The following is a 20,241-nucleotide window of genomic DNA, read 5'->3' as shown; positions in this document are numbered from 1 at the left end:
GTCGACCGGCTCCCACCCGAGGCGGACGACATGGGGACGGGGGAGTCGATGCTGGCGCTGCAGCGGCAAGCGGTGATCCTCGACCTCGTACGCCGTGACGGCGCCGTGCGCGTGGCCAGCCTTGTCGAACAGCTCGGGGTCTCGGACATGACCGTCCGGCGGGACCTGGAGGCGCTGGCCCGGTCCGGCTCCCTGGAGAAGGTGCACGGAGGAGCCGTCGCGACCTCCACGACCACCACCGGCGAGGAACCCGGGTTTGAAGCGAAGGTCAACCTGGAGTCGAGGGCCAAGGCCGCGGTCGCCACGGCGGCGGCCGGCCTCGTGAAGCCGGGCAGCGTCGTCGCCGTCTCCGGCGGCACGACCGCCTTCGCGGTGGCGGCCGGACTCCGGTACATCCCCGGTCTGACCGTGGTGACCAACTCGCTGCCCGTCGCCGACCTGCTGCGCGGGTACGCCCAGGAGCCCGACGGGGGCGCCCCGACCGTACTCCTCACCGGCGGCGCCCCGACGAGGTCCGCATCGCTCGTGGGGCCGCTGGCCGACCAGGCGATCCGCTCGCTGCAGGTGGACCTCCTGATCATGGGCGCCCACGGGGTGTCCGAGCGCGCGGGCGTCACCTCTCCGAACCTCGCCGAGGCGCAGACCAACCGGGCGCTGATCGACTCCGCGACGCAGATCGCCGTGGTCGCGGACCACAGCAAGTGGGGTGTGGTGGGGCTGAGCCGGTTCGCCGCGCTCTCCGAGATCGACTACTACGTCTCGGACGACGCCCTCGCCGAGGACGCCCGGTCGGTGCTGAGCCGCGAGGTCGGCCGGCTGGTCCTGGCCGGCCCGGAAAACGCCTGACGTTCCCGCCGCCCCGGACCGCCCGCCGCCCCGGACGGCGCGGTTCTTCCGTGCTCGCCGGACACGAATCCAAAAGGGATTAATGAATAATATGAAACATGAGCGGAGAAGCGGGTCATAAGCGAGGTGATCCCGACGAAAGCCCCACCAAGGGCCCGCGGCGCATCGGGTCCTGGTTGACCACGCGCAGCGTCGCCCGCGAGGTCTTCCTCCTCCAGCTGGTTCTCGTGGTCCTCCTCGTCGCCGCCGCGGTCGTGGCGATCGTCGTGCAGGCCCAGCGCGACACCTTGACCGACGCCCGGCACCGGACCGTCGCCGCCGCCGAGACCTTCGCGCACGCTCCGGGTCTCGTTCAGGCGCTGGAGAGCGACTTTCCCACGATCGTGCTCCAGCCCCTCGCCGAAGGGGCCCGCCAGGCCGCCGGCATCGACGCCCTGATCGTGTACGAACTCGACGGGATCACCCTGACCCACAGCGACCCCACACAGCTCGGCAAGCACGTCATCGGCCCGTACGCCGAAGCGGCGGCCGGCCGGACCTTCACCCGCACCTTCCAGGGCGCCCTGGGCCTCTCCGTGGTCTCGGCGGCTCCCGTCAGGAACGCCGAGGGGGAGGTGGTCGCCATCGTGTCCGCGGCGGTGACGGTCGAGAAGGTCCGGGACTCGGTGGACCAGCAGCTGCCCGTCTTCCTGGGCAGCGCGGGCGTCGCCCTCGGCCTCGTCGCCATCGGCACGGGCCTGGTGAGCCGACGGCTGCGCCGCCAGACGCATGGCCTGGGCCCGGCGGAGATGACCCGGATGTACGAACACCACGACGCGGTCCTGCACGCCGTCCGCGAGGGCGTGCTCATCACCGGACGGGACAACCGACTGCTGCTCGCCAACGACGAGGCCCGCCGACTGCTCGACCTGCCGGGGGACGCGGAGGGCCGCCGCGTCACGGACCTGGGCATCGACGCCTCCCTCGCCTCCCTCCTGACATCGGACCGGAACGCCACCGACGAGGTGCACCTGGCGGCGGACCGCCTCCTCGCCCTCAACAAACGGGCCACACTGCCCCTCGGCGGCCAGCAGGGCAGCGTGGTGACCCTGCGGGACACCACCGAGCTGCGCTCCCTGTCCGGGCGGGCCGAGGTGGCGAGGGAGCGGCTGACGCTGCTCTACGACGCCGGGGTGCGCATCGGGACGACCCTGGACGTCGTGCGTACCGCCGAGGAGCTGGCGGAGGTGGCGGTCCCCAGGTTCGCGGACGCCGTCACCGTCGAACTCCTGGACCCCGTCCTGGGCGGTGGGGAACCGGCCGGGGCGAGCACCGAGCTGCGCCGGACGGCGGTCGCCGGCCTCACCGAGGACCACCCCCTCTACCCCTCCGGAGAGCTGATCCGCTTTGTGCCCGGAACGCCGGTGGAGACCAGCGTCAGCGAAGGCCGCTCCGTGGTCGTGAGCGATCTCGCCTCCTCGCCCGGATGGCGCGCCCAGGACGAGGAAAGGGCCCGGCGGATCCTTCTCTACGGCATCCACTCCCTGGCGGTCGTGCCGCTGCGCGCGCGGGGCGTGGTCCTGGGGGTGGCGAACTTCTGGCGGTCGGATGCCTCCACACCGTTCTCCGACGAGGACCTGTCCTTCGCCGAGGAGCTGGCGAGCAGGGCCGCGGTCTCCATCGACAACGCCCGCCGCTACACCCGCGAGCACGCGATGGCGGTCACCCTGCAGCGCAGCCTGATGCCGCGCGGCTTCCCCGACGACGAGGCGCTCGACGTGGCCTCCCGCTACCTGCCCGCGGAGTCGGGCGTGGGCGGCGACTGGTTCGACGTGATCCCGCTGCCCGGCGCCCGGGTGGCACTGGTCGTCGGCGACGTCGTCGGCCACGGCCTGCACGCCGCGGCCACCATGGGCCGGCTGCGCATCGCCGTACACAACTTCTGGGCCCTCGACCTCTCCCCGGACGACCTGATCGGGCACCTGGACGAACTCGTGGCCCTCATCGACGTCCAGGACGATTCGTCCGAGGGCGGGGGAGAGATGATCACCGGAGCCACGTGCCTGTGCGTCGTCTACGACTCCGTCTCCGGCGAGGTCACCGTGGCCACGGCGGGACACCTGCCGCCGGCGGTCGTCCGGCCCGACGGAAGCGTGGAATACCTGGCGTCCCCGGTCTCCCCGCCGCTCGGACTGGGCGCCGGCATGCCCGTGGAGACGGCCCGGACGACCCTGCCGGAGGGCTCGCGGCTCGTGCTCTACACCGACGGTCTCCTCGAGGACCGCAGCCGGGACCTCGACGCGAGCCTGGACGCCTTCCGCGAGGCCCTCAGCGGGGCCGACCGCACGCCGGAGGAGACCTGCGCCGCCGTCATCGACACGATGCTGCCCGCGGGATCGAGCGACGACGTCGCACTCCTCGTGGCGCGCGTCCGCCGCCTGGACCCCGACCGGGTCGCCGAATGGGACGTGCCGCGCGACCCCGCGGCCGTGAGCCCGGTCCGCAACGCCTGCGCCCGCAAGCTGGCCGAGTGGGGCCTGGAGGACATCGCCTTCGGTACCGAACTCATCCTCAGCGAACTGATCACCAACGCCGTCCGCTACGGCATCGAGCCCATCCGGGTGCGGCTCCTGCACAGCACGTCCCTGATCTGCGAGGTCTCCGACGGAAGCAGTACCTCCCCGCACATCCGGCGCGCCAGTGACACCGACGAGGGAGGCCGCGGCCTCTTCCTCGTCGCCCAGTACGCCGAGAAGTGGGGCACCCGCTACTCCCCCCGGGGAAAGACGATCTGGGCCGCCCAGGCGATCGGCCCCGGCGCGGGGCCGGACCTGGACCAGCTGGGGGAGGACGACATCCTCAGCCAGTGGGACGACGTCGAGCTGTGAGGGCCCGTCGGCGGGCCGGCTCCGCACGGACAGCACGGGAACGCGCGAGTAGGCTGGGGAGCACCCGCACCGTTGCCCCTGGCCCTTGTGGAGACGCCATGGTCGGACCTCTCCGGATGCGCGCAGTCGCTTTGGTCGCCTGCCTCTGCGCCATGGCGCTGGGCCTCGGTGCGTGCGGGGAGGAGAACGAGCCCGTGCGGGTGGTGCCCCCCGCCATGGCCGGCTCAGCCGAGGAAGCCGGCGGCATGGACGCGCTGGTCAAGGCGGCGAAGAAGGAGGGCACGCTCCACACGACGACCCTGCTGCGCCACTGGGCGAACTACGGCGGCCTGATGGACGGCTTCGAGAAGAAGTACGGGATCAAGATCGTCAACAGCAACCCGTTCGGGTCGAGCCAGCAGGAGATCGACGACATCAAGAAGAGCCGTGGCAAGGCGAGCGCCCCCGACGTGCTCGACCTCGGTGACGCCTTCGCCCAGTCGGCCGCGGAGCAGGGCCTGCTGGCTCCCTACAAGGTCGCCGACTGGGACAGCATCGCGCCGAACCAGAAGGACGCGAACGGCGCCTGGTTCAACAGCTACGGCGGCTATGTGGCCATCGGCTGCGACAAGACCCGGGTCGCGGTCTGCCCCGTCTCCTTCGCCGATCTGCTCAAGCCCGACTACCGGGGCATGGTCGCGCTCAACGGCAACCCCACGACGGCCGGGTCGGCCTTCGCCGCTGTATACGCCGCCGCCCTGGCCAACGGAGGCTCGTTCGACGACATCCAGCCGGGCATCGACTTCTTCGCGAAGCTCGACGACGTCGGCAACTACAACCGCGGCAACCCCAATCCGGCGGCGATCGCCCGCGGCGAGACCCCGGTCAGCATCGAGTGGGACTTCCTCAACCTCAAGCACATCGACGAGCTGCGGGGCACCGACGTGAACTGGAAGGTGTCCATCCCGTTCGACGGCAGCTTCTCGCAGTACTACGCCAATGCGATCAACAAGTACGCCCCGCACCCGGCCGCGGCCCGTCTGTGGCAGGAGTACCTCGCCAGCACGCAGGGCCAGAACCTGCGGCTCACGGGCTACGCCCGCCCCGTGCTCATGGACGTCATGGCGGAGAACGGCACTCTCGACGAGGACAAGGCGGCGCGGCTGCCGACGGTCGAGGGCGGCCCCCCGACCTTCCCCACCGACGCGCAGCTGAAGAAGGCGCTGCGGGTGGTGGAGGAGAACTGGACAAAGGCCATCGAGGGGTGAACGGCGGCTAACCGGACCGGATTCGTCGACGGTCGCGCGGGAGCGGGAGCATCGGTCCGGGCAGGGAAAGCGGACTTCGACCATGGATTGTCAAGCTGGTCAGCGGGCTGACCAACGGTAACGGTGCCGGGGGCGGAGGGCGTGGGAAGCCCCTGAGGTCTGTCGGCGCGTGCGTCCCCAATTTGGTCTCTTGACAGGCCACGGTTGTACTCACAGACTCTCTCTCAACACCCCGCGTTAACGTAAACATCAAGAGGCGACACGCAGCCGTAACACGGCAGCCACCTCCCTCCGCACACGGGCTGCGTTGTTCCGACCCCCACTGCCGCACACGCGGATCCGGTCGGCCGTCGCCTTTCGCGTACGCCTCCTCTGTACGCATCCACACCCCACACCCCCCACCCCGCACGGGCACGTCCGGTTCGCCGCGAGAGCGCGACCCGTACGTGCCGGTTCCGCACAGCACGAGGTAAGTGATCATGGCGCGTAAGAGAACTGGGGCAACGGCGGCCATCGCCGCTCTGTCCGCCCTCCTCCTGTCCTTCGTCGGTGCGACGGGCACCGCTCACGCGGCCTCGGTGAGCGTCGATAACGCCACCCAGTTCACCGACCCGGCGGGCAACCCCGTCCACGCCCACGGCGGCGGGGTCGTCAAGGTCGGCGAGTACTACTACTGGTTCGGTGAGGACCGCAACGCCGACAACAGCTTCCGGTACGTCTCCGCCTACCGCTCGACGGACCTGAAGACGTGGGAGTTCCGCAACCACGTCCTCAAGCAGGAGACCGACCCGGAGCTCGCGGGCGCCAACATCGAGCGGCCCAAGGTCATGTACAACGAGGCCACCGGCCAGTTCGTGATGTGGATGCACAAGGAAGGCAGCGCCACCGACTACAGCGAGGCCCGTGCCGCCGTCGCCGTGTCGGACACCGTGGACGGCGACTACACCTGGAAGGGCAGCTTCCGCCCGCTCGGCCACATGTCCCGTGACATCACGACCTTCGTGGACACCGACGGCACCGGCTACATGATCTCGGCGGCCAACGAGAACGCCGACCTGCACGTCTACCGCCTCACCGCCGACTACACCGCGATCGACACCCAGGTGAAGAAGCTGTGGGCCGGAGGGTCGCGGGAGGCCCCCGCGATGTTCAAGCGCAACGGCATCTACTTCCTGCTCACCTCCGGCGCCACGGGCTGGGCGCCCAACCAGCAGAAGTACGCCACCGCCACCAGCATCACCGGTGCGTGGAGCGGTCTGAAGGACATCGGCAACTGGAACACCTACCGCACCCAGACGGCCTATGTCCTCCCGGTGACGGGCACCAACGGGGCGACGAGCTACATGTACATGGGTGACCGCTGGGGCAACTCCATGGGCGGCATGGTCCAGGACTCCCAGTACGTCTGGCTCCCGCTGAAGTTCCCCACCAAGACCACCATGACCATGGACTACTCGCCCAAGGTCACGATCGACGCCGCGGCCGGCAAGGTGACCGGCATGAACGTGATGTGGGAGACGCTGTCGGTCCGCAGCAGCGGCAAGTGCGCCGACGTCTCCAACTTCGACTCCGCCAACGGCGCTCAGATCGTCCAGTGGGGCTGCGGTGGAGACATCAACCAGCAGTACTGGTTCAAGAACGTGGGCACCAGCGGCTATGTCCAGATCATGGCCCGCAACAGCGGCAAGTGCCTCGAGGTGAGCGGAGGTTCCCTCGACGACGGCGCCAAGGTCGTCCAGAACACCTGTGGCACCGCGAAGTCCCAGCACTGGAAGATCGAGCCGACGGGTGACGCCGGCTACAACCAGCTGGTCGCCCGGCACAGCGGCAAGTGCCTTGACGTCGCCGACTACTCGTACGCCGACGGCGCCGCGCTCGACCAGTGGACCTGCAACAGCGGTCAGAACCAGCAGTGGGAGCGGACCATCGCCTGACGGTGATGCCTCCCTCCGGGTGCCCCTCCATCCTCGCGGTGGAGGGGCACCGCCGCGTTCGGGGCGCCTTCGTGACATCACAGGGAAGTAACGGGTCTGAACCAGTCGTCGTCGTCTGTTCACCCGCGAGGACTTCTGTGTAAATCTGTTGCTCCTTGGCCGGGCTCAGGCTCATCGACATCCGGCCATGACGGTCGTGCGCCAACCCACCGGTCCTCCCAAGGAGATTCCGTGCACCTGTCCCGTTCCCTTCGCGCCGCCATCGCGGTCACCGTCGCGGCAGCCGTGCTGCCGATCGCCGCGGCGGCCCACGCCGACGCCGCGGGCAAGAAGGAGGAATCGTCCTCCGCCACCGCCGCCGTCAAGCGCCCCAAGTCGCTGGTGATCGGCATCGACGGCGCGACCTTCGCCAAGTTCGAGAAGGCGAAGATGCCGAAGGTCAAGGGCCTCATGGCGGGCGGCATGACCGCCACCAGCAACCTCTACGCGAACCCGATGGCCCCCACCTCCTCGGGCCCGGGCTGGTCGACCATCGCCACCGGCGCCTGGCCCGACAAGCACAAGGTCATCGACAACAGCTTCAACGGCGCCCGGTACGACCTGTACCCCGACTACGCCACCCGCCTGGAGGGCGTCAACCCGGCGTACAACACCCTGGTCGTGGGCACCTGGAGCCCGATCCCCAACACCGTCTTCGGTCCCGCCGTCGACACCCGCCTCGGAGGTGTCAGCGACGTCGACACCACGGCGACCGCCGTCTCCAAGCTCAAGACCACCGACGCGGACGCCACCTTCGTCCACCTCGACGAGGTCGACGGTGCCGGCCACTACTACGGCACCGAGCACCGGGCCTACCTGACGGCCCTCGCCACCGCCGACTCCCAGATCGGCCAGATCCTCGACGCCGTCACCTCCCGTGCCACGTACGCCGACGAGGACTGGCAGATCGTCGTCACCGCCGACCACGGCCACCTGCCCGGCGGAGGCCACGGCGGCAACTCCCCCAGCGAGCGCCAGACGTTCGTCATCGCCAAGGGCACCGGTTTCACCCCGGGGTCGGTCCGCAACGACGTCAAGATCACCGACATCGCCCCGACCGTCCTCTCCCACTTCGGGGTCAGCGCCGACCCGGCGTGGCAGCTCGACGGCAAGGCGATCAGCACCATCACGCCCGACGCCTTCGACGCCCTCCGCCCCGCCCTGAACACCCGGGTCGACGAACTCGCCCTGCCCACCACCCTCAAGGGCTGGACGACCACCGCGCCCACCGGCTGGACCATCGACAACTCGGCCATGCCCACCGGCGGTGTGACCGAGTGGCGCGGCTGGTCCTTCGCGACCGACGAGTTCTGGACCAACACCGACCTGGGCCAGGGCCGCGAGACCAACGTCCGGGCGCGCAACGTCTTCGCCGTCGCCGACTCCGACGAGTGGGACGACAAGGCCCACGGCGCCGGGCAGTTCGACTCCACCCTCGTCAGCCCGGCCTTCGCCGTGACCGGCGGCGCGACGGCGACCGTCTCGTACGCGACGAACTACCGGGTGGACGGCCCGCAGACCGGAGACGTCTACATCTCCTTCGACGGCGGCGCCCCGCAGCTCCTGCAGTCCTACCGCGCGGACCGCAACGCCTTCGAGAAGCTCACCGTCGCCGTCCCGGCGGGCGCCACCACCGCCAAGTTGTCCTTCCGCTACACGGGCACCAACAGCTCCTTCTGGACGATCGACCAGGTCACCCTCACCCCCTGATACCCACCCGACAAGGCGGAAGCCGGGAGCGCGCCACGGCCGCTCCCGGCTTCCGGCCGAGTGAGGAACCTATCTGTCGACGCGGCGCCACTGCTGCTGGGCGCTGCCGTCGGGGGTCTGCTGTTCGAGTGTGGCGCCGTCGGAGGTCGACCGGTCGGTGATGCCGAGCACCTTGCCGCTGCGGACGCAGGTGAGGGTGACGTGTCCGTCGCCGGTGTCGGTCACCTTCCAGCGCTGGTTGTCGGCGTAGGTCGAGTTCCACTGGACGATTCTCGCGCCGTCGGCGGTGCCGCCGCCGCTGACGTCCCAGGACAGACCGTCGGTGGTGCGGATCTGGTGGACGCCGCTTCCCAGGGGGATGAAGCGGAACTGCTGGTTGGCCGCTTCGCTCGGGGTGTACTGGATGAGCTCGGTGCCGGGGCTGGTGGAGGCGCCGGGGACGTCGACGGCCTTACCGCTGTGGCGGTTGATCAGCTGGAACACGGTGTGCTGGGCGGGCGGTGTGACGGTGACGGACCCACCGGAGGGGATGGTCACGGTCTGGCTCCAGTCGCCGAAGACGACGGTGGTCGACCGGCCTGCCGTGCCGCGGAGCGTGGCGCTCGTGACCTGTCCGGACGACCAGGCGAGGTCGACGGTGAGACCGCCTCGTACGCCGATGCCGGTCACCGAGCCGGAAGCCGCCCACGCCTCGGGCAGGGCGGGCAGGAGCTCGACGCGTCCGGGGCGGGACTGGACCAGCATCTCGAGCATCGCCACGGGCGTGCCGTAGTTGGCGTCGATCTGGAAGACCGACCTGCCGCCGAGGCTGTACATGTCGAAGAGGTTGATGGCGGAGCCGTTGCTGAAGCCGACGGAGGGCTTCAGCACGTTCATGACGCACTGGTACGCCTTGTCGGCGTGCTTGAGGTGGGCCCAGCAGATCGCGCGCCAGGCGGTGGCCCAGCCGAAGCTCTCCATGCCGCGTGCTTCGAGGAGCTTGGTCGCGCCGGCGACGAGGGCGGCGGGGGAGTCCTGCAGGCTGATGCGGTCGCCGGGGAACAGGCCCATGTGGGCGGAGAGGTGGCGATGGGTGGTCTCGCCGAGGTTGGCGTCGCTCATCCACTCCTCCAGCCAGTCACTGGTGGCGCTGACCTCGGGCAGGTAGAGCTTGCTCTGAAGCTGGGCGACGGCGGAGGCGTAGGAGGCGTCCTTGCCGAGTTTCGCCGCGGCGGCCTGGTAGTTCTTGAACAGCTGCCAGACCAGCTCCTGGGCGTAGGTGATGCCCCGGGCGTTCTCGGGACCGTGTTCCGGGGACCAGTCGTGGTCGTCGATCAGGACCTGGCGAGCGGCGCCGGTCACGGGGTCGGTGACGGTCGTCGTGATCAGCCGTGCCTGCCAGAACTGGCAGGCGCCCTTGAGCAGCGGGTAGATCTTGGCGAGGTGGCCGGTGTCCTGGGTGTACTCGTAGTGCTCGTACAGCGAGTTGCACATCCACGCGTTGCCGGCCGGATGCCACCACCAGCCGTTGCCGCCCCAGACGTTGGTGGAGATGGCCACAGTCCAGCCCGCCACCTTGCCCGAGGTGTTGCGGAACCGGTTGCGCGAGTCCTGGAAGAGGTTCTTCGTCCTGGCCTGCCAGCCGGGGAGCTGCGCGACGCAGTAGTCGGTGAACGCGTCGAAGCACTCCGACAGGCCCGCCCGGTCGGGCAGCCAGTAGTTCATCTGGACGTTGATGTCGGTGTGGTAGTCGCTCATCCACTCGGGAGTGTTGCTGTCGACCCACAGCCCCTGCAGATTCGTCGGCAGGCTGTCCCGGGACCCGGTGATCGTCAGATAGCGGCCGAACTCCAGGTAGGCGGCCTCCAGCTCCGGGTCGGGCGCGGAGCCGGCTGCGGAACGCGCCGCCAGCCGTGCGGGGGTGTCCAGGGCCCGTTGCGCGTCCGTCGAGGCCCCCAGGTTCACCGACGTCCGCTGCTGCAGCCGCTGGAAGTCCGCGACGTGCGTCGCAAGGAGCGCCGTGCCGGTCACCGCCGCCGCGGCCGTCGCCTTGCTGCCGGCCACCGTCAGCGGCACCAGGGCGGTGTCCTTGTAGGCGACGGAGGCGTCGGCCTTGTAGTTGGTGCCGCCGGACAGGATCAGCACGACCTCGGTGCAGTCGGTGAACGTCACCTTCGTGCCTGTCGCCGAGACGCTACCGCCCGTACCGGCCGCCTTGACCCGTGCCGCGTACTTCAGCGCGTTGGGCAGTGCCGCCGCGAACGACGCCTCCGCCGCGCCGGCATTGGACGTCACCGTCTCGCCCCGCGTGCCGGTGAGCGTCAACGACCCCGTGTAGGAACCACCGCCGCTCTGCGACAGGCGCACGACGATCACGTCGTCCGGGTGGCTGGAGAACACCTCGCGCCGGTACGTCACGCCGCCCAGCTGGTAGGAGGCGGTGGCCAGGCCGTTGCTCATGTCGAGGGAGCGGCGGTAGCCGCTGACCGCCGAGTCGGTGTGGGCCGGGATCTCCAGGTACGCCTTGGCCAGCATGCCGAAGGCACCGAAGTCGTTCGTACCGTAGGGGAACTGCCCGTCGGACTGGAGCGCGGCGTTGGCGTTCCCCGTCCACAGCGTCGCGTCCGCGAGGACGAGCACGTCCCGGGACGGGTCGCCGGACACCAGGGCCCCCAGCCGCCCGTTGCCGACGGGCAGGCCCTCCTCCATGATCACGCCTTCCCGGCCCGGCGAGCGGTACCAGAGCGACAGCGCCTCGTCCTCCGGTACGAGCGTCAGCGAGGTCGGCCGGGTCACCGCCGCGGCGGCCGGAGTGAACTCGGGCAGCGACGACATCGCGAACAACGCTCCAAAAGCGGCGGCCGCTCTCAGAACGCCACGGCGGGACACCTCGGGCCTGCGGCCGTCCGACGGCGGTCGGGGGGTGGATTCGGACGTCACGGTGCTGCTCCTTGGGTCGACAGGATGCGAAGGTCACGGCGGACCACTTCAAGGACGACGGCCGGGTGACGCGGACCGCTGCGCCCGCGTGAGCCGGCAGGTCTGCTGCCGGCCGGCGGCGCTGTGGGCACCGCTGTTCTGTCGGGTTCGCGTCGCATGGGCACGTGCCCCCTGCTGTTCGTCGTACGGGGCGCGCACGTGGTGCGCAAGAAAGACCTGCCCGGGGGGTGTCGGGAGGTGTGGCGGCAGCGCAGTCGGCGATCGGGCAGCCGTGAAGGCCGCCGGAGCGGGAAGGGCTGGCGCTGCCGTGTTGGAGTGATGCGTCGCCCACGTGTTTGCGTAAACGTGAGGCTGGCTGAGAGTCTGGGAGCCCCGGTAGGGCCTGTCAAGCAGCCGGGCAGAATCACCGGACTTCTCCGAGACGCAGGATCGAGCCGGTCGCCACCGTCCGCCGAGCCCCGCGCAGCGCGATCGACTTGTTGAGCCCCTTGGTCGCAAGACATCCGATGTAACCATTGCGTGAATCCTGATACGCCACTAAAGTGCGAGGAAATCCACCGCATTCATCCGAGGTATTCGGGCGGTGTGTTCGCATGCCACTTTGGAGACCGCGTGACCGCCATGCGCATCGTCGACGCCCATCACCATCTCTGGGGTGCGTCCGCGCTCCGCGAACCGTGGCTGGCGGCCGTGGGACTCGCCCCCTTGCGGCGTGAGTTCACCGCCGACGCCCTCACGGCCGAGGCCCATGCCGCCGGCGTCGACGCCACCGTCGTCGTCCAGACGGTCTCCCGGATCGAGGAGACGTCGGGTCTTCTCGCGCTCGCCGACACCAGCGACCTGATCGCGGGCGTCGTGGGCTGGGTCGACCTGACCGCACCGGGCGTCGCCGACGACATCGCCGCGCTCCGTGAAGGCCCGGGCGGCCGCCATCTGGTGGGCATCCGCCACCAGGCGCAGGACGAGCAGGACCCGCACTGGCTGGAGCGCCCCGAGGTGGTGCGCGGACTCAAGGCGGTGGCGGAAGCCGGCCTCGTCTACGACCTGCTCGTCCTCGCCCACCAGCTGCCCGCCGCGACCGCCGTCACCGGGGCCGTTCCCGAGCTCTCCTTCGTACTGGACCACCTCGGCAAGCCGAGTGTCGCGCAGGGCGAGCTCCAGCCGTGGGCGGCCGAACTGGCCCGCCTCGCGGCCCGGCCCCATGTGACCGCGAAGCTCTCCGGCCTGGTCACCGAGGCCGACTGGCGCCACTGGACCACCGCCGGTCTGCGGCCCTTCACCGACACGGCGCTGGACTGCTTCGGCCCGGACCGGCTGATGTTCGGCTCCGATTGGCCGGTGTGCACCCTCGCCGCCGATTACGCGCGGGTGCTGGGCACGGCACGTGAGCTCACCGACGCTCTGACGGATCAGGAACTGGAAGCCGTCTTCGGCGGCACCGCCGCCCGCGTCTACGGGATCTGAGCCGGGCTGACCACGCGCCCCGTCAGGCCTGCGGGCCCGGCGCGGCGGTCGGCAGCGGCGCGGCGGTCGGCAGCGGCGCGGCGGTGGGCGTCAGGCGGGCTGATCCGCCAGGGCGGTGCGCAGCCAGGACTCGATGCCGCCGACGTGGACGAGCGCCCAGGACTGGGCGAGCTGCCTGTCCCGGGCCATGATCGCGCCGTAGATGGCGCGGTGCTCCGCGAGGGTGCGTTCCAGCGCACCCTGCTCGGTGGCGCCGCGCCAGATCCGGGCCCGGACGGTCGGCGCCGACATGTTGTCCACCAGGGAGGCGAGGACCGGATTGCCCGCGCCGAGCGCGATCCGGCGGTGGAATTCCAGGTCGGCCGCCACCAGCTCCTCCACCGTGGCGGCGGCCTGGACACTCTCCAGTACCTTGCCCAGCTCGATGCGGTCGTCCTCGCTCATGCGTTCCGCGGCCAGCCCGGTCGCGGCCGGTTCCAGAATCCGGCGGACCTCGAAGAGGTCGAGTACGGAGTCGTCCTGGTGGAAGTCCACGATGAAGCTCAGCGCTTCGAGCAGCAGGGCGGGGGACAGGCTGGTGGTGTAGGTGCCGTCGCCCTGGCGCACGTCGAGGACGTTCATCAGCGCCAGCGCCTTGACCGCCTCGCGCAGCGAGCTGCGCGAGAGGCCGAGCTCGGACGCCAGGTCGGCCTCTCGGGGCAGCTTCTCGCCAGGGCGCAGCCGACCAGAGACGATCATGTCCTTGATCTTGCCGATCGCTTCGTCGGTCACGGCCACGTCTGGCTCCCCATCTCAAGACATCCGATGTAAGCATTGTATGTCGCCGGAACTCCACCAAGGGTGGGGGATCGTCTCCGCATTCATATGAGGTGTCGGGGGCGATGCGTGTCCTTGGGGCCGCCCGTCGGCACAGGCGTCAGGGCCGCCCTGGCGGCGGCCGGGCTCGGGCGGTCGGCCGGGTCAGAGCTGCCAGACCGTCGGGAGTCCGGCGGCGGCGCCCTCGGCGGAGTAGTCGTGGACGACGTCCAGCAGCTCGGCCATCCGGGCCTGCCACTCGATGTTGACCGGCAGCTTCTCCAGGTGGTCGAGCAGGTGGGCGTAGTCGGCGCATTCGACGACGTGGAACAGGTCGCGACCGGAGCGCCAGATGGTCCACTCGGTGACCCCGGCGGCACGGATCGCGTCGGTGAGTTCGGAGGGAACGGCGCGGTGCGCGGCCTCGTACGCGTCGATCCGGTCGGCGCGGACGCGGGTGTGCAGGGCGACTCTCATACGGGTGCCTCCTCGGGCTTGTCCGGCCCTGATCCGCCGGACATGCCCTAGTCGATGACGAGGACGTCGAGGATCCTGGGGCCGTGGACGCCCTCGACGCGGTCGAGTTCGATGTCGCTCGTGGCGGACGGGCCGGAGATCAGGGTGAGCGGGCGCGTCGGGTCGAGCCGGTCGACGGCGTCCGGCAGGTCGCCGACGATCCGGTCGGCGCGGATGACGCACAGGTGGTAGTCGGGCAGCAGGGTGAGGGCCCGGCGGCCCTGGCCGGGGCCGGCGTCCAGCACGATGGTGCCGGTGACGGCGATGCCGAGGGCGGCCGTGCTGAGCACGGCGCCCGCCCGGTCGAGCTGCTCGACGGTGAGTTCGGGGTCGTCGCGCAGCCAGCTCCACGCGCCGGCGGGGAGCCAGGCGTCGGGGAAACCCGCGGGCACCACGGCCCGGGTCAGCCCGCGCCCGGCGAGCGTGCGGCCGATCACCTCGGCGGCCTCCGCGACGCCCGCCCGCACCACCGTGGCGCGGTAGTCGGCGACCCGCTCGGCGAACAACCCGACCGGCGAGCCGTCGGCGTGGGACCGCCGATACGCCCGGGGGACGGCGACGTCATCGGGCTTCTCGTTCTCCGGGAGGTCGCGCAGGGCCTGCGCGACGCGGCTCAGGATCTCCTCACGGCTGCTCAACTCTTTCTCCCCTCCTCGTGGGTGCGCTGCCACCAGGCCCGGAACGACTCGGTGGGCGGGACCGGCGTGTCCCTGGTGTCGGACCATCCGTGCATCGGCCCCGGAAGCCTGCCGATCACCCCGCCGCGCCCGAGCAGCCGCCCGCCGAGCGCGGCAGCCTTCTGGGCTGCGGCGAGCCGGGTGGGGGAGGACAGCACGGCGGCGGCCGCCTTCATCGCGAGCCCCTCCGCCGAGGGCCGCTTCGCCTCGACGGCGCGGGACCGCAGGTGGGTGAGCACCTCAGGGATGTCGATCTTCACCGGGCAGGCGTCGTAGCAGGCCCCGCACAGCGTGGACGCGAAGGGAAGCGAGGAAGCCTGCTCGATCCCGGCGAGCTGCGGAGTCAGCACGGCGCCGATCGGCCCGGGGTAGACCGAGCCGTAGGCGTGGCCGCCGGTGCGCTCGTAGACCGGGCAGACGTTGAGGCAGGCCGAGCAGCGGATGCAGTTCAGCGCCTGCCGCCCGACCTCGTCGGCGAGAGTCGCGGTGCGGCCGTTGTCGAGCAGCACCAGATGGAAGGCCTGCGGCCCGTCGCCAGCAGTGACGCCGGTCCACAGCGAGGTGTACGGGTTCATCCGCTCGCCCGTGGACGAACGGGGCAGCAGCTGGAGGAACACCTCCAGGTCGGTGAAGGCGGGGATGACCTTCTCGATGCCCATCACGGTGATCAGCGTCTCGGGCAGGGTCAGGCACATCCGCCCGTTGCCCTCCGACTCCACCACCACGACCGTACCGGTCTCGGCGCACGCGAAGTTGGCGCCGGAGACGGCCACCTTCGTCCGCAGGAACTTCTCCCGCAGATGCAGCCTGGCCGCGTCCGCCAGCGCTCGCGGATCGTCGGTGAGGTCCTCGGGCGCCGGCCGCCCGAAGCGCGGCATCTCGCGCCGGAAGATCTCCCGGATCTCGGCGCGGCCCCGGTGGATGGCGGGGACGAGGATGTGCGAGGGCCGGTCGTCGGCCAACTGCACGATCAGCTCGGCGAGATCGGTCTCGTACGCGGCGATCCCCTCGTCGGCCAGCGCCTCGTTGAGGCCGATCTCCTGAGTGGCCATCGACTTGACCTTGACGACCTCGCTCTCGCCGGTCGCCTTCACCAGATCGGCGACGATCCGGTTCGCCTCGGCGGCGTCGACCGCCCAGTGCACGGTGCCGCCGGCCCGGGTGACCGACTCCTCCAACTGCTTCAGGTAGCCGCCGAGATGACGCAGGGTCCGCCGCTTGATCGCCTCGCCGGCGTCACGCAGCTGCTCCCAGTCGTCCAGTTCACCGGTGGCTTCGAGCCGCTTGGCGCGGATCGTGCCGGTGGCCTTGCGCAGGTTGCGGCGCAGCCGGGGGTCGGCGAGGGCCTCCCGGGCGGCCTCGGGAAAGGCCGGAGTGCCGAGCCAGACGAGGCTCATGGCAGGTCTCCTTCGGTGGAGGCGAGGATTTCGGCCAGGTGGACGGTCCGCACGCCGGTACGCAGCCGGGACAGGCCGCCCCCGATGTGCATCAGGCAGGAGTTGTCACCCGCGGAGACCACTTCGGCGCCGGTGTCCAGGACGCAGCGCATCTTGTCGGCGAGCATCGCGGCCGAGGTGTCGGCGTTCTTCAGGGCGAAGGTGCCGCCGAAACCGCAGCAGCCATCGGCGTCCGGGAGCTCGACGAGGTCGATTCCCCCGACCGCGCGCAGCAGCCGGAGGGGCTTGTCGCCGACCCGCAGCATCCGGGCGGAGTGGCAGGTGGGGTGGTAGGTGACCCGGTGCGGGTAGTACGCGCCGACATCCGTCACCCCGAGCACGTCGACCAGGAACTCCGACAGCTCGTACACCCTCGAAGCCACGCCGGCGACCTCCGCCTGCCGTGCCGGATCGCCGAACCCGGCGGCGAGAAGCGGGTGGTGCTCGCGCACCATGCCCGCACAGGAGCCGGACGGGGTGACCACGGCGTCGTAACCGCCGAAGACCTCCGCGAACCGGCGCACCAGCGGCACGGCCTCCGGCCGGTACCCGGTGTTGAAGTGCATCTGGCCGCAGCAGGTCTGCTCCAGCGGGAACTCCACGCTGTGGCCGAGCCGTTCGAGCAGTCGCACCACCGCCTTGCCGGTATCCGGGAAGAGCGTGTCGTTGAAGCAGGTGATGAACAGGGCGATCCGCATCAGCTCGCCTCTCCGGGAACGGGGACGTCCGGGCCGAGCAGCCCGTGCTCCCTGAGCTCGGCCCAGAGGGCGGCGGGTACCGGGAGCACCGCCAGGGCGGCGGCGTCCCTGACCTGGGCGGCGCTCCGGGCGCCGACCAGCACGGAGGCGACCGCCGGGTGGCCGAACGGGAACTGCAGCGCGGCCGCCCGTAGCGGCACCCCGTGGCGTTCGCAGACGGCCTTGAACTCCAGCGCCCGGTTCAGGAGCCGATCGGGCGCGGCGGCGTAGTCGAAGGTGGCGCCGGGACGCGGGTCGGCCAGGAGCCCGGAGTTGAACACGCCGCCGATCACCACGCTGACGCCGCGTTCGGCGGCGAGGGGCAGCAACTCGGTCAGGCCGCCCTGATCGAGCAGGCTGTAGCGTCCGGCCAGCAGTACCACGTCGATGTCGGTCTCGCGGACGAAGCGGGCAGGCAGCCCGGCCTGGTTCATGCCGACACCGATCGCGCCGACCACGCCCTCGGCGCGCAGCCGCTCCAGCTCCGGGTACGCCTCGGTCAGGGCCTGCTCGGCGTGGTCGTCCGGGTCGTGGAGGTACACGATGTCGATCCGGTCGAGCCCGAGCCGCTCCAGGCTCTCCGAGAGCGAGCGCCGTACGCCCTGGGCACTGAAGTCCCATCGGCGCCGATAGGTGGCCGGCACGGCGAATCCGTTGACGAGATCGTCCCCGACGGGGCGGGCGACCGGCTCCAGGATGCGCCCGACCTTGGTCGAGACGGTGAACTGCGTGCGAGGGAGGCCGCGTACGGCCCGCCCGAGGCGGCGCTCGGAGAGGCCGAGACCGTAGTGCGGTGCGGTGTCGAAGTAGCGGAGCCCGCTCTCCCAGGCGGCGTTGACCGCCTGGTCGGCCTCGTGGTCCGGGACACGGGTGAGGAGGTTGCCGATCGCGGCGCCGCCGAAGGAGAGGGCGCTGACGGCAACGTTGCTGCGGCCGAGCTTGTGCTGGTTCATCGGGCCGGCTCGGGCCGAAGGCGCAGGCCGGCCATGCCGCCGTCGACCGCGAGGGCGGTGCCGGTGACCGATCCGGCGGCGGGCGAGGCCAGATAGACGACGGCCGCGGCGACCTCATCGGCGCTGACCAGCCGTCCCGTGGGCTGCCGGGAGTCGAGCGCGGCGCGTTCCGCGCTCGGGTCGGCGGCGGCTTTCAGGAGCCGGCCCACCCAGGGGGTGTCGACCGTCCCGGGGTTGACGCAGTTGACGCGGATGCCCTCGCGAACGTGGTCGGCGGCCATCGCCAGGGTCAGCGACAGCACGGCACCCTTGCTGGCGGAGTAGAGAGCCCGCTGGGGGAGGCCCGCGGTGGCGGCGATGGAGCAGGTGTTGACGATCGCGGCGTGCTGGGAGCGTCGCAGATGGGGGAGGGCCGCACGGGTGGTGCGGACGATGCCGAGGACGTTCACGTTCAGCACCGTGTGCCACTGCTCGTCGGTGTTGTCCTCGACCGTGCCGGCCGCGCCGATGCCGGCGTTGTTGACCAGGATGTCGATCCCGCCGAGCGCCTCGGCCGCGCCGGAGACGGCGGCGCGGACCGAGGCGTCGTCGGCGACGTCCGCGGTGAAGCCGTAGGGCATGTCGCCGGGGGTGAGGTCCAGGACGGCGACGCGTGCGCCGTGCGCGGTGAGCGCGTGAACCGTCGCCAGGCCGATGCCGGAGGCTCCGCCGGTCACCACGGCGGTCATTCCGTCCAGGTCGCTCATGCCGTCGTTCCCTTCAGGTCCGCGAGGTCCGCGAGGTCGGCGGCCCAGAACGAGCCGTCCGGGTAGGTGAACGTGGCGATGGACTCCGCGTACATCTGGGCGGAGAAACCCGGAGCGGTGGGCGTGGTGTAGTGGCCGTCCACGACCCGCGCGGGGGTGAGGAAGTGCTCGTGCAGATGGTCGACGAACTCGACGACCCGGTCCTCTGTGGTGCCGGTGAGGGCGACGTAGTCGAACATCGAGAGGTGCTGGACGAGTTCGCACAGGCCCACGCCACCGGCGTGCGGGCAGACCGGGACGCCGAACTCGGCGGCCAGCAGCAGGATCGCGAGGTTCTCGTTGACACCGCCGACCCTGGCCGAGTCCAGCTGGAGGACGTCGATGGCGCCGGCCTGGAGCAGCTGCTTGAAGACGATGCGGTTCTGTACGTGCTCGCCGGTGGCGACCTTGACCGGCGCGACGGCACGGCGGACGGTGGCGTGGCCGAGGATGTCGTCGGGGCTGGTCGGCTCCTCGATCCAGTACGGGTCGAACTCGGCGAGCGCGGTGGTCCATTCGATCGCCTCGTCGACGTTCCAGCGCTGGTTGGCGTCGATCGCCATCCGGATGTCGGGGCCGACGGCGGCGCGGGCGGCGCGGCAGCGGCGGATGTCGTCCGCGAGGTTCGCGCCGACCTTCAGCTTGATCTGGGTGAACCCGTCCGCGACGGCCTCCTTCGCCAGCCGGGTCAGCTTCTCGTCCGAGTAGCCCAGCCAGCCGGGGGAGGTGGTGTACGCGGGGTAGCCGCGCTCCAGCAGCGTACGAGCGCGGTCGTGCGAGCCGTCCCGGCCACGCCGCAGCAGGTCGAGCGCCCTCTCCGGGGTGAGGGCGTCCGCGATGTAGCGGAAGTCGACCTGGGAGACCAGCCACTCGGGCTCGGCGTCGGCGAGGAGCTGCCACAGGGGCTTGCCCTCGCGCTTGGCCGCCAGGTCCCAGACGGCGTTCACGACGGCGCCGATGGCCATGTGCATCACGCCCTTCTCCGGCCCCAGCCAGCGCAGTTGGCTGTCGCCGATCAGGTCCCGGTTGAGCGAGCCCGGGTCCGCGCACAGTTCGGCGACCGGCCGGCCGACCACGTGGTGGCGCAGCGCCTCGATGGCGGCGACCTGGACATCGTTGCCCCGGCCGATGGTGAAGGTGAAGCCGTGGCCCTCCAGACCGTCCCCGGCGTCGGTGCGCAGTACCAGGTAGGCGGCCGAGTAGTCGGGGTCGGGGTTCATCGCGTCCGAGCCGTCGAGCTCGCGCGAGGTGGGGAAGCGGATGTCGAAGGTGTCGAGCGCGGTGATGCTCGGGGTCACGGGTTTTCTCCTGTCCTG

The 20,241-nt window shown here is 70.8% G+C and carries 15 protein-coding genes; 6 read left to right on the top strand and 9 right to left on the bottom strand.

Going from position 1 to position 20,241, the window contains the following annotated elements; genetic code table 11:
* Positions 1–30: 30 nt before the first annotated feature.
* The 5 genes from OG361_RS06095 (at position 31) to OG361_RS06075 (ending at position 8,643) form a co-directional block, all read left to right on the top strand.
* The gene (locus OG361_RS06095) at positions 31–846 is read left to right on the top strand and encodes a DeoR/GlpR family DNA-binding transcription regulator (protein WP_405852284.1); all 816 of its coding nucleotides are present in this window, start codon (positions 31–33) and stop codon (positions 844–846) included.
* 98 nt (positions 847–944) lie between these two features.
* Positions 945–3,713, top strand: a complete 2,769-nt coding sequence (locus OG361_RS06090) for a SpoIIE family protein phosphatase (RefSeq protein ID WP_405852283.1) — start codon at positions 945–947, stop codon at positions 3,711–3,713.
* A gap of 98 nt (positions 3,714–3,811) precedes the next feature.
* Entirely contained in the window at positions 3,812–4,960 is a 1,149-nt protein-coding gene (locus OG361_RS06085; protein WP_405852282.1) for an ABC transporter substrate-binding protein, read from the top strand.
* Positions 4,961–5,439: 479 nt separating this feature from the next.
* A complete protein-coding gene (locus OG361_RS06080) occupies positions 5,440–6,894 on the top strand; it encodes an RICIN domain-containing protein (RefSeq protein ID WP_405852281.1) in 1,455 nt (484 codons plus the stop codon).
* A gap of 231 nt (positions 6,895–7,125) precedes the next feature.
* Positions 7,126–8,643 carry an alkaline phosphatase family protein gene (locus OG361_RS06075; RefSeq protein ID WP_405852280.1) on the top strand — a complete coding sequence of 506 codons (1,518 nt, stop codon included), beginning with the start codon at positions 7,126–7,128 and terminating at the stop codon, positions 8,641–8,643.
* 69 nt (positions 8,644–8,712) lie between these two features.
* On the opposite strand, the gene OG361_RS06070 is transcribed toward OG361_RS06075, so the two are convergent.
* A complete protein-coding gene (locus OG361_RS06070; protein ID WP_405852278.1) occupies positions 8,713–11,562 on the bottom strand; it encodes a glycosyl hydrolase family 95 catalytic domain-containing protein in 2,850 nt (949 codons plus the stop codon).
* Between the two features lie 621 nt (positions 11,563–12,183).
* Here OG361_RS06070 and OG361_RS06065 point away from each other — a divergent pair.
* Positions 12,184–13,026, top strand: a complete 843-nt coding sequence (locus OG361_RS06065; RefSeq protein ID WP_405862100.1) for an amidohydrolase family protein — start codon at positions 12,184–12,186, stop codon at positions 13,024–13,026.
* Positions 13,027–13,116: 90 nt separating this feature from the next.
* Here OG361_RS06065 and OG361_RS06060 read toward each other — a convergent pair whose 3' ends face one another.
* From OG361_RS06060 to OG361_RS06025, 8 genes are all read right to left on the bottom strand, one after another.
* Complete coding sequence (locus OG361_RS06060) at positions 13,117–13,803, bottom strand: FadR/GntR family transcriptional regulator (RefSeq protein ID WP_405852276.1); 687 nt, start codon at positions 13,801–13,803, stop codon at positions 13,117–13,119.
* A gap of 183 nt (positions 13,804–13,986) precedes the next feature.
* On the bottom strand, positions 13,987–14,298 hold the full coding sequence (locus OG361_RS06055; protein WP_405852275.1) for an L-rhamnose mutarotase: 312 nt from the start codon (positions 14,296–14,298) through the stop codon (positions 13,987–13,989).
* A 47-nt stretch (positions 14,299–14,345) separates the two neighbouring features.
* Entirely contained in the window at positions 14,346–14,975 is a 630-nt protein-coding gene (locus tag OG361_RS06050) for a lactate utilization protein C (RefSeq protein WP_405852274.1), read from the bottom strand.
* Entirely contained in the window at positions 14,972–16,411 is a 1,440-nt protein-coding gene (locus OG361_RS06045; RefSeq protein WP_405852273.1) for a LutB/LldF family L-lactate oxidation iron-sulfur protein, read from the bottom strand. The genes OG361_RS06050 and OG361_RS06045 overlap by 4 nt, the downstream gene beginning before the upstream one ends.
* Complete coding sequence (locus OG361_RS06040; protein ID WP_405852272.1) at positions 16,408–17,148, bottom strand: (Fe-S)-binding protein; 741 nt, start codon at positions 17,146–17,148, stop codon at positions 16,408–16,410. Before OG361_RS06040 ends, OG361_RS06045 begins: the two co-directional genes overlap by 4 nt.
* Positions 17,148–18,140, bottom strand: a complete 993-nt coding sequence (locus OG361_RS06035) for an aldo/keto reductase (RefSeq protein ID WP_405852271.1) — start codon at positions 18,138–18,140, stop codon at positions 17,148–17,150. The genes OG361_RS06040 and OG361_RS06035 overlap by 1 nt, the downstream gene beginning before the upstream one ends.
* Positions 18,137–18,886 carry an SDR family NAD(P)-dependent oxidoreductase gene (locus OG361_RS06030; RefSeq protein WP_405852270.1) on the bottom strand — a complete coding sequence of 250 codons (750 nt, stop codon included), beginning with the start codon at positions 18,884–18,886 and terminating at the stop codon, positions 18,137–18,139. Before OG361_RS06030 ends, OG361_RS06035 begins: the two co-directional genes overlap by 4 nt.
* Positions 18,883–20,223 (bottom strand): L-fuconate dehydratase, encoded by a 1,341-nt coding sequence (locus OG361_RS06025; protein ID WP_405852269.1) that lies wholly within the window; start codon positions 20,221–20,223, stop codon positions 18,883–18,885. The genes OG361_RS06030 and OG361_RS06025 overlap by 4 nt, the downstream gene beginning before the upstream one ends.
* Positions 20,224–20,241: the final 18 nt, after the last annotated feature.

The organism is Streptomyces sp. NBC_00090 (assembly GCF_045160815.1).
In the GTDB taxonomy this organism is placed as follows: Bacteria; Actinomycetota; Actinomycetes; order Streptomycetales; family Streptomycetaceae; genus Streptomyces.
This window is presented reverse-complemented; position numbering and strand designations above follow the sequence as displayed.